Source organism: Ruegeria sp., assembly GCF_028066395.1.
Taxonomy (GTDB): domain Bacteria; phylum Pseudomonadota; class Alphaproteobacteria; order Rhodobacterales; family Rhodobacteraceae; genus Ruegeria.
In genome coordinates this window covers 38439-53925 of sequence record NZ_JALCBM010000001.1, presented here as the reverse complement: position 1 = coordinate 53925, position 15487 = coordinate 38439, and the positions used below count along the sequence as shown (strand labels likewise).

The window sequence follows — 15487 nt, the reverse complement described above, 5'->3', positions numbered from 1 at the left end:
TTCAGGCCCCTTTATCGCGGCGAGCCTTTTTCGCCTTTAACATTTGAAACAATTTACTCGCATATCCCGCTTTGTTCTCTTGCCGTGAACGGGCCACGGCGAGTGAGTCGGGCTCAACATCCCGCGTCACCACCGTGCCGGTAGCAGTCATCGCGCCGTCGCCCACGGTGACCGGGGCGACCAGCATGGTGTTCGAACCGATGAAAACGCCTTCGCCAATCGTCGTGCGATGCTTCATCACCCCGTCATAATTGCAGGTGATCGTCCCCGCCCCGATATTGGTCGCCGCCCCGACCGAGGCGTCGCCGACATAGCTGAGATGATTGACCTTGGCGCCTTCGGCGATCTCGGCATTCTTGATTTCGACAAAATTGCCGATGCGGGTGTTTTCCGCCAGTTCCGCGCCCGGGCGCAACCGGGCATAGGGGCCGACAATGGCGCCCCGGCTGACATGGCAGCCCTCCAGATGCGAAAAGGCGCGGATCGTGGCGCCGCTTTCGACGGTCACGCCGGGGCCGAAGACCACGTTGGGTTCGATCACCGTGTCGCGGCCAATGATCGTATCGGCAGCCAGATAGACGGTTTCGGGGGCCATCAGGGTCACGCCAAGCTCCAGCAACTCGGCGCGCGCGCGGGTCTGGAACACCGTATCGGCGGCGGCCAGATCGGCGCGGGAGTTGACGCCCAGCGTCTGCGCCTCGTCACAGGCGACGGCGGTGACCTTCAGGTCACGATTGCGTGCGATTTCAACCACATCGGTCAGGTAATACTCGCCCGAGGCATTGTCGTTGTCCACCGCGTCGATCAGGGAAAACAGCGTCTCGGCATCGCAGGCCAGAAGGCCCGAGTTGCAGAAGGTTATCGCGCGTTCCTGATCCGAGGCGTCCTTGAACTCGACGATCCGTTCCAGCGTGTTGCCCTGCATGATCAGACGGCCATAGCGGGCAGGATCGGCGGCTTCGAACCCCAGAATGACCAGATCATTCTCGGCCCGCGCGGCGATCATCCGTTCCAGCGTGTCGGGCTGTAGAAAGGGCGTATCGCCATAGAGAACCACGATATCGCCCGAAAACCCCTCAAGCGCCGCGCGCGCCTGCGCGACCGCATGGGCGGTGCCCAGCTGTTCTTCCTGAACGGCGATCTGCGCGGTCTCATCCTCGGCCACGGCCACTTTGCCGACCGCCTCGGCCCCGTGACCGGTGACGATGACGGTGCGTTCGGGCGACAGGATCGCGCCTGCGCGCATGGCGTGCACCAGCATGGGGGCCTGCGCGATAGGGTGCAGCACTTTGGGAAGATCCGAATTCATTCTGGTGCCTTTCCCGGCGGCCAGAATGACAAGGGCAATACTCATGAACTCGTTTTCTCTTTTGTTTTGATGCGGTCCGTTTTATCCGCTGGGGTCAAAGGCGCAAGCGGTTCGACCATCAAAGAAGATTGCCGTTTGCAACAGATACAGGCGAAAACCCGCCGGGATTGGAGGCAGAATGCGCAGTGTGATCTTTGATCTGGATGGAACTCTGGCGGATACGTCGGGTGATTTGCTGGCCGCCGCAAATCATTGTTTTCGCGAAATGGGCCATGGCGATGTGCTGATCCACGGGCAGGATGCCGGGGTCGCCCTGCGGGGCGGGCGGATGATGCTGACCCATGGGCTGAAACGGGTGGGGGCCTATTCCGAGGATACGGTGAACGACTATTATCCCGTGCTGTTGGAGGCCTATGCGCAGGACATTGACACCCACACCGTATTCTACCCCGGCGCGCTTGAGGCGGTCGATGCCTTGCAGGCCGCAGGCTACGGCGTGGGCATCTGCACCAATAAGCCCGAAGGTCTGGCCGATCTGCTGCTGACCCGTCTGGGTGTGCGGGATCGGTTCGTGTCACTGGTCGGCGCGGACACGCTGCCGGTGCGCAAACCTGACCCCGAACCGCTGCGCGAGGCCGCCCGCCGCGCCGGGGGGCACCCGGATCACTGCGTGCTGATCGGCGATTCCGATACCGACCGCAACACGGCGCGGGCGGCAGGGGTGCCCTCGGTTCTAGTCACTTTTGGTCCGTCGGGTGAGGATATGGCGGCGCTGGAGCCCGAGGCGTTGCTGCATCATTTTGATGATTTGCCGGAAATTGTATCCGGTCTTATCGGAGTGGCCGCATGATCCCTTGACCCGGGTCCGCATGCGCTCCACTACATGGATCATGACAGAGAATTTCACGGGTAGCTTTACCCAGCAGGAACCCATCCCCGAAGACGCGATCGAGGCCGCCCTGGCCGTGCTGCGCCATGGCCGCTTGCACCGCTACAATGTGGCTGAAGGTGAGTTGGGTGAAACCGCGTTGCTGGAACAGGAATTCGCCGCGCAGATGGGGGCGAAATATTGCCTTGCGGTGGCCTCGGGCGGCTATGCGATGGCCACATCGCTGCGGGCGGTGGGCGTGCAGCCCGGTGATGCGGTGCTGACCAATGCCTTTACGCTGGCCCCGGTGCCCGGCGCAATTGCCTCGGTCGGGGGTAAGCCGGTTTTTGTCGGCGTGACCGAAGACCTGACTATCGATCTGGACGATCTGGAGGCCAAGCTGCCGCTGGCCCGCGTTCTGATGCTGAGCCATATGCGCGGGCATCTGTGCGATATGGACCGGCTGATGCAGATGTGCGACGCGGCAGGTGTCGTGGTGATCGAGGATTGCGCCCATACGATGGGGGCTGCGTGGCGGGGGCAGGCCTCGGGCCGGCAGGGGGCTATCGGGTGCTATTCGTGCCAGACCTATAAGCATGTTAACTCCGGTGAGGGCGGCCTTTTGGTCACCGATGATGAGGATTTGGCGGCCAAGGCGACGATGCTGTCGGGGTCCTATATGCTGTATGAACGCCACCTGGCTGCGCCGGACCCCGAGGTTTTTGAGCGGGTCAAATACACCACGCCCAACGTGTCGGGCCGGATGGACAACCTGCGGGCGGCTATTCTACGTCCGCAGCTGCGCGATCTGGACCGGCAGGTGGAACGTTGGAATGAGCGCTACGTCGAGATCGAGACGGGCCTGCGCGGTACGCCGGGGTTGAGTGTCGTGGAGCGCCCCGAGGCCGAGACCTATGTCGGCTCATCCATCCAGTTCCTGTTGCTCGACTGGGCACCTGAGCAGATCGCCGAGGTGATCCGCCGCTGCGCCGCGCGCGGGGTCGAGTTGAAGTGGTTCGGCGGGGCCGAGCCTGCCGGGTTTACCTCTCGCTATGACAGTTGGCGTTATGCAGAAAGTGCGCCGATGCCTGCCAGCGACCGGGTGTTGGCGTCGATCATGGACATGCGGGTGCCGCTGACCTTCTCGCTGGAGGATTGCCAGTTGATCGCCCGCATCATCCGGGCCGAGGTTGGGGCTGTCTTCCAGTCGTAATCCAGCGGAGTGCGCCTGCGGCGCACACTTTATCCTTTGAAAAATGCCGCCCCCGAACGGGGCGGCATTTTGCGTTTCCCGCATGGGGATTTTGCAAAGATTGACCGTTTGGGGATTCGCTGGTATTCAGTTATTGAACACTTGTTCATTAAAGCGACATGCGATGATGCGAAGGGGAGAGCGCGGATGTTCACGGCGGTGATGCAATTCGATCTGGGTGAGGATGTGAATGCCCTGCGCGAGGTGGTCCATCGCTGGGCGCAGGAGCGGGTCAAGCCGATGGCGGCGCAGATCGATGCTTCGAACGCTTTTCCCAACGAGTTGTGGGCGGAGATGGGCGAGTTGGGCCTGCTGGGCATCACCGTGCCCGGAGAGTTCGGCGGCGCGGGAATGTCCTATTTGGCGCATACGGTGGCGGTGGAGGAGGTGGCGCGCGCGTCGGCCTCGGTTTCGCTGTCATACGGGGCGCATTCGAACCTGTGCGTCAATCAGATCAAGCTGAATGGGACTGACGAGCAGAAGCGGAAATACCTGCCGCGCCTGATCTCGGGTCAGCATGTGGGCGCGCTGGCGATGTCCGAGCCGGGGGCCGGGTCCGACGTTGTGTCGATGAAGCTGCGCGCGGAAAAGCGCAATGATCACTACCGGCTGAACGGTAACAAATACTGGATCACCAACGGGCCGGACGCGGATACTCTGGTGGTGTACGCAAAGACCGACCCGGATGCGGGATCGAAGGGGATTACCGCCTTTCTCATCGAGAAAGAGATGGCGGGGTTTTCGACCTCGCCCCATTTCGACAAGCTGGGGATGCGGGGGTCGAACACGGCAGAACTGATCTTTGAGGATGTGGAGGTGCCGTTCGAGAATGTTCTGGGCGAAGAGGGACGCGGTGTTGCCGTTCTGATGTCCGGGCTGGATTATGAACGCGTGGTGCTTGCGGGCATCGGCACCGGCATCATGGCGGCCTGTCTGGATGAGGTGATGCCCTATCTGGCCGAGCGTAAACAGTTCGGTCAACCGATTGGCTCATTCCAACTGATGCAGGGCAAGATCGCCGATATGTACACCGCGATGAACTCGGCCCGGGCTTATGTCTATGAGGTCGCCAAAGCCTGTGACCGGGGTGACGTGACCCGTCAGGATGCGGCGGCTTGTTGTCTCTATGCCTCGGAACAGGCGATGGTACAGGCGCATCAGGCGGTGCAGGCCATGGGCGGCGCTGGCTTCCTGTCGGACGCCCCGGTCAGCCGTATTTTCCGCGACGCCAAGCTGATGGAGATCGGCGCGGGCACCAGCGAAATCCGTCGGATGCTGATCGGGCGGGAAATGATGAACAAGATGCTGTGAGGATACCCCGCGGCTGCAAAACCGCGGGGCGCAGCGATCAAAGGATCAGAAACGATGGACGTAGGATACGCCGATCAGCCAAGGATCGATCTCGGCCGTGCCGATATTGGCACCATTCAGCGTGACGTCCGAGTCGATGTCGAACCAGCGCACGTTCAGACGCACGGCGCCTTTCTCGGTGATCATGTAATCCAGACCGGCCTGCAGCGAGACCCCAAGGGAGTTGTCGACCTTGAGATCGCCCGCTGCGGTCTGCTCATCAAAGAAGATCGTGTAGTTCAGACCGGCACCGACATAGGGCTTCCATGCGCTGTTGGTGGGGAAGTGATAGTTCAGCGACAGGGTGGGTGGCAGGTGTTTGACGGTGGCCGCGTCGCTGCCATTCAGGGCGACGGTGTGCTTGAAGGGCGTGGCGGCCAGCAGCTCGATCCCCAGATTGTCGCGGATGAAATACTCGGCAGTGAAGATCGGGCGGACATCGGAATCGATGGTGGCATTGGCACCCGCAAGCGTGCCGTTGTCGGATTTCGGGTTCAAATAGCCGACCCCAATGCCGAGGGTCCAGTCGCCCTGCGATTGCGCCAATGCAGGCGCGGCCAACGCAACCAGCGCGGTGGACAGGGTCAAAGCGGCGAGGTTCTTAGTCATATGCATGCCTTTGCTTTCGTTAATGCGTCCCTTTTGACGGGCGCTGGCACAGGCGACTCTGATCTGCATCAAATGCATGAGGTTTCTGGGGGCTGGAAACAGGTGAAGGTATCATGAAAACAAGGGGTTGCTGCGATGGTTCCCGCTGAGCGCATACCGTGTCTGCGCCCTGAGGGTGGCTGGGATGTGCCTGCCCGCCTGAACATGGCGCGGCAGTGTCTCGATCATCGCGCCGATCAGGTGGCCGTGATCGACCTTGCGGCGGCAGAGGCGACCTCTGTCACATATGGGCAGTTGTCCCGGATGACTGATGGGTTGGCCCGGGCTCTGTTGCGCCGGGTTCAGCCGGGGGATCGGGTTGGAGTGCTGCTCAGCCAATCGCCGTGGTGTGCGGCGGCGCATTTGGCGATCTGGAAGATCGGGGCGATTTCGGTGCCCTTGTTCAAGCTGTTCCAGCAGGGCGCGCTGGCCTCTCGTATCGGCGATGCGGGCGCGCAGTTGGTTCTGACTGATGCCGAGGGTGCAGCACAGTTGGGTGATCTGGCCGAGCCTCTGCTGGTGGATCAGATCGGCGAGGCCGGCGACCCGGTCCCTTTCGCGGATACCGGACCCGAGGACCCGGCGGTGCTGATTTACACCTCGGGCACCACCGGCAGCCCCAAGGGGGCGCTGCACGGGCACCGGGTGCTGACCGGGCACCTGCCGGGTGTCTCGATCAGCCACAACCACCTGCGCGATGGCGATTGCCTGTGGACCCCCGCCGACTGGGCCTGGATCGGAGGGCTGTTTGACGTACTGATGCCCGGTCTGGCGCTGGGCGTACCTGTCGTTGCGGCGCGTTTGGACAAGTTCACGCCCGAGACTTGCGCCGAGGTGGTGGCGCGCGGTGGTGTGCGGAATGTGTTCTTCCCCCCGACGGCGCTGAGGATGCTCAAGGCGGCGGATCAGGCGATCCCCGGTTTGCGCTCGGTCGCGTCAGGGGGAGAGCCTCTGGGGGCCGAGATACTGGCCTGGGGGCGGCAAGCCTTTGGTCTGACCATCAACGAGTTCTACGGCCAGACCGAATGCAACATGGTCGTGTCCTCCTGTGCCGAAGATTTCCCGGTGCGTCCCGGCTGCATCGGCAAACCGGTGCCGGGGCACGAGGTTGCGGTGATTGATGAGCAAGGCCAACCGACGGATGAAGAGGGCGACGTAGCCATCCGGCGCGGTTCGGCCTCGATGCTGTTGGAATATTGGAACCGGTCCGAGGCAACCGCCGACAAGTTCCGAGGCGACTGGCTGATCACCGGAGACCGCGGCGTGTGGGAAGGCGACTATCTGCGCTTCGTCGGCCGCGAGGATGACGTGATCACCTCGGCCGGCTACCGCATCGGCCCGGCTGAGATCGAGGATTGTCTGCTGACCCATCCGGCAGTGGCGACCGTAGGCGTGGTCGGCAAGCCCGACCCGATGCGGACCGAGATTGTGAAGGCTTATGTGGTGTTGAAACCGAGGGCAGAGGTGTCAGAGGCGGAGTTGCAGGGATGGGTCAAGGACCGTCTGGCGCAGTACTCCTATCCGCGTGAGGTGGCGTTTCTGGAGGAACTGCCGATGACGGTGACGGGGAAGGTTATTCGGAAGGAATTGAAGCGCTGGGCGGCGGGGGAGGTTAGTCAATGAAAGCAATTGTAAAAATACTGCTCTTAACAGTATTGGGCTTTGTTCAGATGTCTGGCGCGCTGGCTGCCAATGAGGACAAACTCAGCGTCACTACCCTTCTGCAATTTTGTTCAAACAGTATTCCAAATACTGAGTTGGCGAGTATCATGGACGGGGAGTGCGCTAGCCACGCTCGCAAAATGTGCGAATATGCATTCGACTTAGAGAAGAACGAATATTGTCTTGTTGAGGTCACAAATTGGATGCGGCGTGATGCTGACATCCGATGGCAGCGAATTCCTGACGAGCGCAAGTTAGGTTTCGAAGCCCTTCCTACGGCAAAAGAAATCTTTGAAAGCAAAATTGGTCTTGGACCTATTTTGCCGCTGCCTGATTGCAAAAAAATTGACGTTGAGGACATCTCAGAAGCAGCAGTATGTTCTTATACCGATGCTTTGGCAGGCTGGCGCGCGGCGCGGATAGTCGAACGGGCTTGGTTATCCGAAAATGAAAATACTGAATAGGGGTGCCATGAAACTCATATCCAAAGCCATGTCCGCTTCCGAGGGCTTCAAGGCGAACCGCACTGCCCATCTAGACGCGCTGGCACAAGTCTCCGTCGCAGCCGAGGCCGCCCGCATGGGCGGGGGAGAGAAATCCCGGGCGCGGCACGTCTCTCGGGGCAAGATGCTGCCGCGTCGGCGGGTGGCGAACCTGTTGGACCCGGGGTCTCCGTTTCTGGAAATCGGCGCGACAGTGGCGCATGGGATGTACGGGGACGCTGCTCCTTGCGCCGGGGTCATCGCGGGGATTGGCCGGGTGCAGGGGCGCGAGGTCATGGTGGTGTGCAACGACGCCACCGTGAAGGGCGGCACCTATTACCCGATGACCGTCAAGAAACACCTGCGGGCGCAGGAGATTGCCGAGGAAAACCATCTGCCCTGTATCTATCTGGTCGACAGTGGCGGCGCGAACCTGCCCAATCAGGATGAGGTCTTTCCCGACCGCGACCACTTTGGCCGCATCTTCTACAATCAGGCGCGGATGAGCGCGAAGGGGATTGCTCAGATCGCGGTGGTGATGGGGTCGTGCACGGCGGGTGGGGCCTATGTGCCTGCGATGTCGGATGTGACGATCATCGTCAAGGAACAGGGCACGATCTTTCTGGCCGGACCGCCTCTGGTCAAGGCCGCGACGGGTGAGGTTGTGAGTTCCGAGGATCTGGGTGGTGGCGACGTGCACACTCGTCTGTCCGGCGTGGCGGATTATCTGGCTGAGGATGATGCGCATGCGCTGGCTTTGGCGCGCCGCGCGGTGGGGTCGTTGGGCGGTGCCGGGCTAAAGCCCGGCCTACGGTTTGAGGCCTCCGAGGAGCCCGCGTATGATCCTGAGGAAATTCTCGGCGTCGTCCCCGCCGATCTGCGCACGCCGTATGATATCCGCGAGGTGATTGCGCGTCTGGTCGATGGCTCTCGGTTCGATGAATTCAAGCCGCGCTTTGGCGAGACTCTGGTGACCGGGTTCGCCCATGTCAAAGGGTGCCCGGTGGGGATTATCGCCAACAATGGCGTGCTGTTTTCCGAAGCCGCCCAGAAAGGTGCGCATTTTGTCGAGCTGTGTTCGCAGCGTAAAACGCCGCTGGTCTTTCTGCAGAACATCACCGGGTTCATGGTTGGGCGGAAGTATGAAAACGAAGGTATCGCACGGCATGGGGCCAAAATGGTGACGGCTGTTGCGACGACCTCGGTGCCCAAGATCACCATGCTGGTTGGTGGTTCGTTCGGGGCGGGGAACTATGGGATGGCGGGCCGCGCCTATCAGCCTCGGTTCCTGTGGACATGGCCGAACTCGCGCATTTCGGTGATGGGGGGCGAGCAGGCCGCAGGCGTGCTGGCCACCGTCAAACGCGACGGGATCGAGCGGCAGGGAGGCACCTGGTCGCCCGAGGAGGAGGCCGAGTTTAAACGCCCGACGCTGGATATGTTCGAGGAACAGTCGCACCCGCTCTATGCCTCGGCCCGGCTTTGGGATGACGGCATCATCGACCCGCGCAAATCGCGCGATGTGCTGGCTTTGTCGCTGAGCGCCGCGCTGAATGCCCCGATTGAGGAAACACGTTTCGGCGTGTTCCGGATGTAATGATGGCAGAGAATTTTCGTCGAAAATTCTCACGTAAAATCCTTCGTCGAAGGATTTTTCACCGAGGAGGCAAAGATCGTGTTCAATAAAATTCTGATCGCCAATCGGGGTGAGATAGCGTGCCGCGTCATGGAAACCGCACAGGCGATGGGGATCTCCTGCGTTGCTGTCTATTCCGATGCGGATGCTGCCGCCAAACACGTGCAGATGGCGGATGAAGCCGTCCATATCGGTGGTGCCGCTCCGGCGGAGAGTTACCTGAAGGGCGACATGATCATTCAGGCGGCGCTCGACACAGGTGCGCAAGCGGTCCATCCGGGCTATGGGTTCCTGTCCGAAAACCCGGATTTCGTGGACGCGGTCGAGGCCGCTGGGTTGATCTTTATCGGCCCCTCGGCGGATGCGATCCGCAAGATGGGTCTCAAGGATGCCGCCAAGGTGCTGATGGAGCAGGCGGGTGTGCCCGTGGTGCCCGGCTATCACGGTGACAATCAGGACCCTGAGCATTTGGCGGGGGCGGCTGAAACCATCGGATATCCGGTGCTGATCAAGGCTGTCGCCGGTGGTGGCGGCAAGGGGATGCGGCTGGTTGAACGGCCCGAGGATTTCTCAGCGGCGCTGGACAGCGCGCAGGGCGAGGCACGTACGGCCTTTGGCAATGACGCCGTTCTGGTCGAAAAGTTCGTCGCCAAGCCCCGCCATATCGAGGTTCAGGTCTTTGGCGATGGCACCCATGCGGTGCATCTGTTCGAACGTGATTGCTCGCTGCAGCGGCGGCATCAGAAGGTGATTGAGGAGGCTCCGGCCCCTGGCATGACCGCTGAGATGCGCGAGGCGATGGGGCAGGCGGGTGTGCGCGCGGCTGAGGCGATCGGGTACAAGGGCGCGGGCACGGTTGAATTCATCGTTGATGCCTCGGACGGGCTGCGCCCGGATCGGTTCTGGTTCATGGAGATGAACACGCGCCTGCAGGTGGAACATCCTGTGACCGAGGCGATCACCGGTATCGACCTTGTGGAATGGCAATTGCGGGTTGCCTCGGGTGAAGTTTTGTCGAAGCGGCAAGAGGAATTGTCGATCAACGGCCACGCCTTTGAGGCGCGGCTTTATGCCGAGGATGTGCCCAAGGGCTTTCTGCCTGCGACAGGGACCCTGACGCATTTGCATTTTCCAACCGGATGCCGGGCCGACAGCGGCGTGCGCGCAGGAGATACGATCAGCCCCTGGTATGATCCGATGATCGCCAAGGTGATCGTGCATGGACCCACGCGTGCGGTTGCGTTGAACGGGCTTTATCGCGCCCTGCAAAGAACGGAAGTTGCCGGGACCGTCACCAATCTGGCCTTTCTCGGTGCGCTGACGCGGCATGCGGGCTTTGCCTCGGGCGACGTGGATACCGGGCTGATCGGGCGCGATCTGGACGGGCTGGTGCAAGAGCCCCCGCATTCGGCGGCCGTCAGCGTGGCGGCGGCGATGACGGCCTTGGGATTGGTTGAGACTGACGCGGAAACCGGGTTCTCGCTCTGGGCCCCGCTGCATCGTGCGGTCCAGCTGCGACAGGGGGATGAACTTTTCGATCTGGATGTGCAGGTCGAAGGACCGGTTCGGCAAATCTGGCAGGTCGGAGAGGACAGGCTGGTGGCTGAACGCAAAGCCGGAAGGTGGCTGATCGACGGCCAAGTGATGCCGCCTGTTGCCGTCAGTGGTGCCGAGATCACTGTTTTCGAAAACTACGGCCAGAGCTTTGGGATTGTTGATCCGCTGGACCGCGACACCAGCGCCGCAGGGGACACCAATGTGATCGAGGCCCCGATGCCCGGTCTGGTCAAGGCCGTCTTCGCCTCTGCCGGGCAAACGGTGCAGGAGGGTGATCGGCTGGCCATTCTGGAGGCGATGAAGATGGAACACTCTCTGCTGGCCGCGCGCGATGGCGTGGTGGCTGAGGTGCTGGCCGAAGCGGGCGCTCAGGTCGAGGCCGGCGCGGCGCTGGTGCGGTTGGAGGAGGAGTGATCTATCGCGACCGCACCGTCTGTGGCACGGTCGGGTCAGCCGTATTTGAAACGAGAAGAAGCCGGGAGGGGCGCTGAAATGGGCGAACGGGTCGAAATATTCGAGGTTGGTCCGCGGGACGGGTTGCAGAATGAGAAACGCGACATCCCGGTGGCCGAGAAAGTGGCGCTGGTGGATTGCCTGTCGCGCGCCGGGTTCAACCGGATCGAGGTGGCAAGTTTTGTCTCGCCGAAATGGGTGCCACAGATGGCAGGCAGCGCGGATGTGCTGGCGGGGATCACCCGGGCCGAAGGTGTTCGCTATGCGGCGCTGACGCCCAATATGCGAGGGTATGAGGATTCGCTGGCGGCCAATGCGGACGAAATCGCTGTGTTTGCCTCGGCCTCCGAGGGGTTTTCGAAAGCCAACATTAACGCCTCGATTGCCGAATCCATCGACCGGTTCACCCCGATCCTTGAGGCCGCGCGCCATATTGACCTGCCGGTACGCGGCTATGTCTCCTGCGTGACCGACTGCCCTTATGATGGCCCGACACCGCCAGAAAAGGTGGCCGAGGTTGCGGATCGGCTGTTCTCGCTGGGCTGCTATGAAGTGTCGCTGGGGGACACGATCGGGCAGGGTACGCCGGATACCGTCGCACATATGCTGCTGGCGGTGCGCGAGCGGGTCCCGGTGACCCGGCTGGCGGGGCATTTCCATGACACCAATGGGCGGGCCATCGACAATATTGATGCCGCCCTTGCGCTGGGCGTTCGGACTTTCGATGCGGCGGTTGGTGGTCTGGGTGGGTGCCCTTATGCGCCGGGGGCCGCAGGGAATGTCGCAACCGAAGCTGTGGTGGCGCATCTTGAGCGGCTTGGTTATCAGACCGGCCTCGACCCGGCGATTGTGGAAGAAGCGGCACAGATGGCGCGCGCCCTGCGGGCATCATGAGGGGCGCATATGTTTGAAACCATTTCGCTGAACACGGACACGCGCGGCGTCACGACGCTGACACTGGATCGTGCGGACAAGCACAACGCAATGTCGGCCAGGATGATTTCCGAACTGACACAGGCGGCCCAACAGTTGGGCGCCGACGATGCGGTCCGGGTTGTGGTGCTGACCGGTGCAGGCAAAAGTTTTTGCGCGGGCGGTGATCTGGGCTGGATGCAGGACCAGATGGCCGCCGATCCGGACACGCGGTTCACCGAGGCGCGCAAGCTGGCGGAAATGCTGCAGGCGTTGAACACCATGCCCAAGCCGTTGATCGGTGCCGTTCAGGGCAATGCGTTTGGCGGAGGCGTCGGGTTGGCCGCGGTCTGTGATGTGGCCATCGGCGTGGACAGCGTGAAAATGGGTCTGACCGAGACCCGTCTGGGCCTGATCCCGGCCACGATAGGCCCCTATGTGATTGCCCGCATGGGCGAGGCGCGCGCGCGGCGGGTGTTCATGTCGGCCCGGCTGTTTGATGCGACAGAAGCCGTCGATCTGGGCCTGCTGGCCAAGGTGGTGCCTGCGGCGGGTCTTGCCGATGCGGTTGAGGCCGAAACCCTGCCTTACCTGTCCTGCGCCCCGGGTGCTGTGGCCTCGGCCAAGGAACTGGTGCGGGCGCTTGGGCCGCGTATTGACAACACCGTCATCGACCACACGATCCGGGCACTGGTCGAACGCTGGGAGACGGATGAGGCGAAAGAGGGGATCGCGGCCTTTTTCGAGAAGAGAAAACCTGCATGGAATAGTCAGGTTTAACATGATGTTCCGCCCCGGGGGATTCGCCAAATTCGTGACCCGGTCGGGACCCTTGGCAAGCCCAGAATTAGCCCCTCGCGCGCCTGAGTTTGGTTGACCCTCTGACCCCGCGCGGATAGAGAATGTCCTGTCAACACGCCAATTGACGGCGCGCCCGCTTGGGATATGCGCAGGAAAGGAGCTATTCGTGGAAGACCTGTTGCGGGAATATCTCCCGATCCTGGTGTTTCTGGCCGTTGCTGTAGGCCTTGGAATCGTCTTGATTCTAGCGGCTGTGGTGCTTGCCGTCCGCAATCCCGACCCCGAAAAGGTCAGCGCATATGAATGCGGTTTCAACGCTTTCGATGATGCACGGATGAAGTTCGATGTCCGATTCTATCTGGTCTCGATTCTCTTCATCATCTTCGATCTGGAAATCGCCTTTCTGTTCCCCTGGGCCGTGGGCTTCAAGGACATCAGCGATGTGGGTTTCTGGTCCATGATGGTGTTCCTGGGCGTATTGACCATCGGCTTTGCCTATGAATGGAAGAAGGGGGCCCTGGAATGGGAGTGATGACGGGTGCAAACACCGCCGGCGTCGACAAGGAAGTCGCCACCCAGGCCCTGAATGCCGAGCTGCAGGACAAAGGGTTTCTGCTGACCTCGACCGAGGACATTATCAACTGGGCCCGCACCGGGTCCTTGCACTGGATGACCTTTGGTCTGGCCTGCTGCGCGGTTGAGATGATGCACACCTCGATGCCGCGTTACGATGCGGAACGGTTCGGGATTGCCCCGCGCGCCTCCCCGCGTCAGTCGGACGTGATGATCGTGGCCGGGACGCTGACCAACAAGATGGCCCCCGCGCTGCGCAAGGTCTATGACCAGATGCCCGAACCGCGCTATGTGATCTCGATGGGCTCCTGCGCCAATGGCGGCGGCTATTATCACTATTCCTATTCGGTGGTGCGCGGCTGTGACCGCGTGGTTCCGGTGGACATCTACGTCCCCGGCTGCCCTCCGACCGCCGAGGCGTTGCTGTACGGCCTGATGCAGCTGCAACGCAAAATCCGCCGCACCGGCACCATTGTCCGCTGAGGGGAGAGAGCTGATGAGCGAAGCACTCAAGGAACTCGGCGCGCAGCTGGAGTTGAAACGGACCGATTGCGTTCTGTCCTGGGACGTCACCCATGGCGAGTTGAACGTGGATGTGGCCCCGTCGAACCTGGTGGAATTCATCGAATTCCTGAAAAACGACCAGACCTGCAAATTCTCGACCCTTGTGGACATCACTGGCGTTGACTACCCAGAACGCGCGAAACGGTTTGATGTGGTCTATCACTTCCTGTCGATGTACCAGAACCAGCGCATCCGCCTGCGGGTCTCGATCCGCGAGGAAGACATGGTGCCCTCGATCGTCGACGTTCACCCCTCGGCCAACTGGTTCGAGCGTGAGGTGTTCGACATGTTCGGCATCCTGTTCTCGGGCCACCCGGACCTGCGGCGCATCCTGACCGATTATGGCTTCCGCGGTTATCCGCTGCGCAAGGATTTCCCGACCACCGGTTATACCGAGGTCCGCTATGACGAGGCGCAAAAGCGCGTGGTCTACGAGCCGGTCTCACTCGTGCAGGAATACCGTCAGTTCGATTTCATGTCCCCGTGGGAGGGCGCGAACTACATTCTGCCGGGGGATGAGAAACAGGAGTAACCATCATGTTCGAGTTCCTGATCTGGATCATTCTGGTCGTGGCGACAGTTGTGCCAATGCTCAAGCTGCTGCCACATTTCGGGATCAACAAGAACTGGGCGTATGCGTGCGTCATCTCTCCGGTGGTCATTGTCCTGCTGTGGCTGATGGCGATGAACCTGCAAGAGATGGAGCGGCGCTGACATGATGGGCGAACTGATCATTTTGGGCGCTTTGGGCGTCTTGCTTGCAGGGGCCGCTGCGAAAGCGGCCGAAGCCGAAAAGGTCCGGGTCCGGGCTGAGGCGAAGAAGAACAAACGGGGGCGTTGATGGACGGCTCAAGATACGATGACGGCAGCACGGACGCGCTGAGCGGAGAACAGAAGATCCGCAATTTCAACATCAACTTCGGCCCGCAACACCCTGCGGCACACGGGGTTCTGCGTCTGGTGCTTGAGCTGGACGGCGAGATTGTCGAGCGCTGCGATCCGCATATCGGCCTGCTGCACCGTGGCACCGAAAAGCTGATGGAAAGCCGGACGTATCTGCAGAACCTGCCGTATTTCGACCGTCTGGATTATGTGGCGCCGATGAACCAGGAACACGCATGGTGTCTGGCCATCGAAAAGCTGACCGGGGTTGAGGTGCCGCGCCGGGGTTCGCTGATCCGGGTGCTGTATTCCGAGATTGGGCGCATCCTGAACCACCTGCTGAACGTGACCACGCAGGCGATGGACGTGGGTGCTCTGACCCCGCCTCTGTGGGGCTTCGAAGAACGCGAAAAGCTCATGGTGTTCTATGAGCGTGCTTGTGGTGCCCGCCTGCACGCCGCCTATTTCCGCCCCGGTGGTGTGCATCAGGACCTGCCGCCGGAACTGCTGGACGATATCGAGGCGTGGAGCCACGAAT

The 15487-nt window shown here is 61.5% G+C and carries 15 protein-coding genes and 1 pseudogene; 14 read left to right on the top strand and 2 right to left on the bottom strand.

Features of this window, described 5'->3' with window-relative positions:
- Window position 1: 1 nt before the first annotated feature.
- Complete coding sequence (glmU, locus tag MPJ51_RS00310) at window positions 2–1354, bottom strand: bifunctional UDP-N-acetylglucosamine diphosphorylase/glucosamine-1-phosphate N-acetyltransferase GlmU (RefSeq protein ID WP_298380998.1); 1353 nt, start codon at window positions 1352–1354, stop codon at window positions 2–4.
- Window positions 1355–1487: 133 nt separating this feature from the next.
- Between glmU and MPJ51_RS00305 the strand changes: the two genes are divergently transcribed.
- The 3 genes from MPJ51_RS00305 (at window position 1488) to MPJ51_RS00295 (ending at window position 4740) form a co-directional block, all read left to right on the top strand.
- Window positions 1488–2159, top strand: a complete 672-nt coding sequence (locus MPJ51_RS00305) for an HAD-IA family hydrolase (protein ID WP_298380997.1) — start codon at window positions 1488–1490, stop codon at window positions 2157–2159.
- A gap of 40 nt (window positions 2160–2199) precedes the next feature.
- On the top strand, window positions 2200–3390 hold the full coding sequence (locus MPJ51_RS00300) for a DegT/DnrJ/EryC1/StrS family aminotransferase (RefSeq protein ID WP_298380996.1): 1191 nt from the start codon (window positions 2200–2202) through the stop codon (window positions 3388–3390).
- A gap of 186 nt (window positions 3391–3576) precedes the next feature.
- Window positions 3577–4740: an isovaleryl-CoA dehydrogenase gene (locus tag MPJ51_RS00295; RefSeq protein ID WP_298380995.1), complete on the top strand. Its 1164-nt coding sequence runs from the start codon at window positions 3577–3579 to the stop codon at window positions 4738–4740.
- 45 nt (window positions 4741–4785) lie between these two features.
- On the opposite strand, the gene MPJ51_RS00290 is transcribed toward MPJ51_RS00295, so the two are convergent.
- Window positions 4786–5388, bottom strand: coding sequence for an OmpW family outer membrane protein (locus MPJ51_RS00290; RefSeq protein ID WP_298380994.1), 603 nt, complete (start codon window positions 5386–5388; stop codon window positions 4786–4788).
- Window positions 5389–5523: 135 nt separating this feature from the next.
- Between MPJ51_RS00290 and MPJ51_RS00285 the strand changes: the two genes are divergently transcribed.
- From MPJ51_RS00285 to MPJ51_RS00235, 11 genes and pseudogenes are all read left to right on the top strand, one after another.
- A complete protein-coding gene (locus MPJ51_RS00285) occupies window positions 5524–7050 on the top strand; it encodes an AMP-binding protein (RefSeq protein WP_298380993.1) in 1527 nt (508 codons plus the stop codon).
- Complete coding sequence (locus tag MPJ51_RS00280; RefSeq protein ID WP_298380992.1) at window positions 7047–7553, top strand: hypothetical protein; 507 nt, start codon at window positions 7047–7049, stop codon at window positions 7551–7553. The genes MPJ51_RS00285 and MPJ51_RS00280 overlap by 4 nt, the downstream gene beginning before the upstream one ends.
- A gap of 7 nt (window positions 7554–7560) precedes the next feature.
- Entirely contained in the window at window positions 7561–9168 is a 1608-nt protein-coding gene (locus tag MPJ51_RS00275; protein ID WP_298380991.1) for a carboxyl transferase domain-containing protein, read from the top strand.
- Window positions 9169–9246: 78 nt separating this feature from the next.
- Window positions 9247–11178: an acetyl/propionyl/methylcrotonyl-CoA carboxylase subunit alpha gene (locus MPJ51_RS00270; protein WP_298380990.1), complete on the top strand. Its 1932-nt coding sequence runs from the start codon at window positions 9247–9249 to the stop codon at window positions 11176–11178.
- Between the two features lie 78 nt (window positions 11179–11256).
- On the top strand, window positions 11257–12111 hold the full coding sequence (locus tag MPJ51_RS00265; RefSeq protein WP_298380989.1) for a hydroxymethylglutaryl-CoA lyase: 855 nt from the start codon (window positions 11257–11259) through the stop codon (window positions 12109–12111).
- 9 nt (window positions 12112–12120) lie between these two features.
- Window positions 12121–12909, top strand: a complete 789-nt coding sequence (locus MPJ51_RS00260; protein WP_298380988.1) for a crotonase/enoyl-CoA hydratase family protein — start codon at window positions 12121–12123, stop codon at window positions 12907–12909.
- A gap of 187 nt (window positions 12910–13096) precedes the next feature.
- Window positions 13097–13462: an NADH-quinone oxidoreductase subunit A gene (locus tag MPJ51_RS00255; protein WP_050602775.1), complete on the top strand. Its 366-nt coding sequence runs from the start codon at window positions 13097–13099 to the stop codon at window positions 13460–13462.
- Window positions 13453–13986: an NADH-quinone oxidoreductase subunit B gene (locus tag MPJ51_RS00250; RefSeq protein WP_010442777.1), complete on the top strand. Its 534-nt coding sequence runs from the start codon at window positions 13453–13455 to the stop codon at window positions 13984–13986. The genes MPJ51_RS00255 and MPJ51_RS00250 overlap by 10 nt, the downstream gene beginning before the upstream one ends.
- 13 nt (window positions 13987–13999) lie before the next feature.
- The gene (locus MPJ51_RS00245) at window positions 14000–14599 is read left to right on the top strand and encodes an NADH-quinone oxidoreductase subunit C (RefSeq protein WP_298380987.1); all 600 of its coding nucleotides are present in this window, start codon (window positions 14000–14002) and stop codon (window positions 14597–14599) included.
- A gap of 5 nt (window positions 14600–14604) precedes the next feature.
- Window positions 14605–14781, top strand: a complete 177-nt coding sequence (locus MPJ51_RS00240) for a hypothetical protein (RefSeq protein ID WP_298380986.1) — start codon at window positions 14605–14607, stop codon at window positions 14779–14781.
- A 126-nt stretch (window positions 14782–14907) separates the two neighbouring features.
- A pseudogene (locus MPJ51_RS00235) lies at window positions 14908–15487 on the top strand (NADH-quinone oxidoreductase subunit D); the annotation flags it as partial.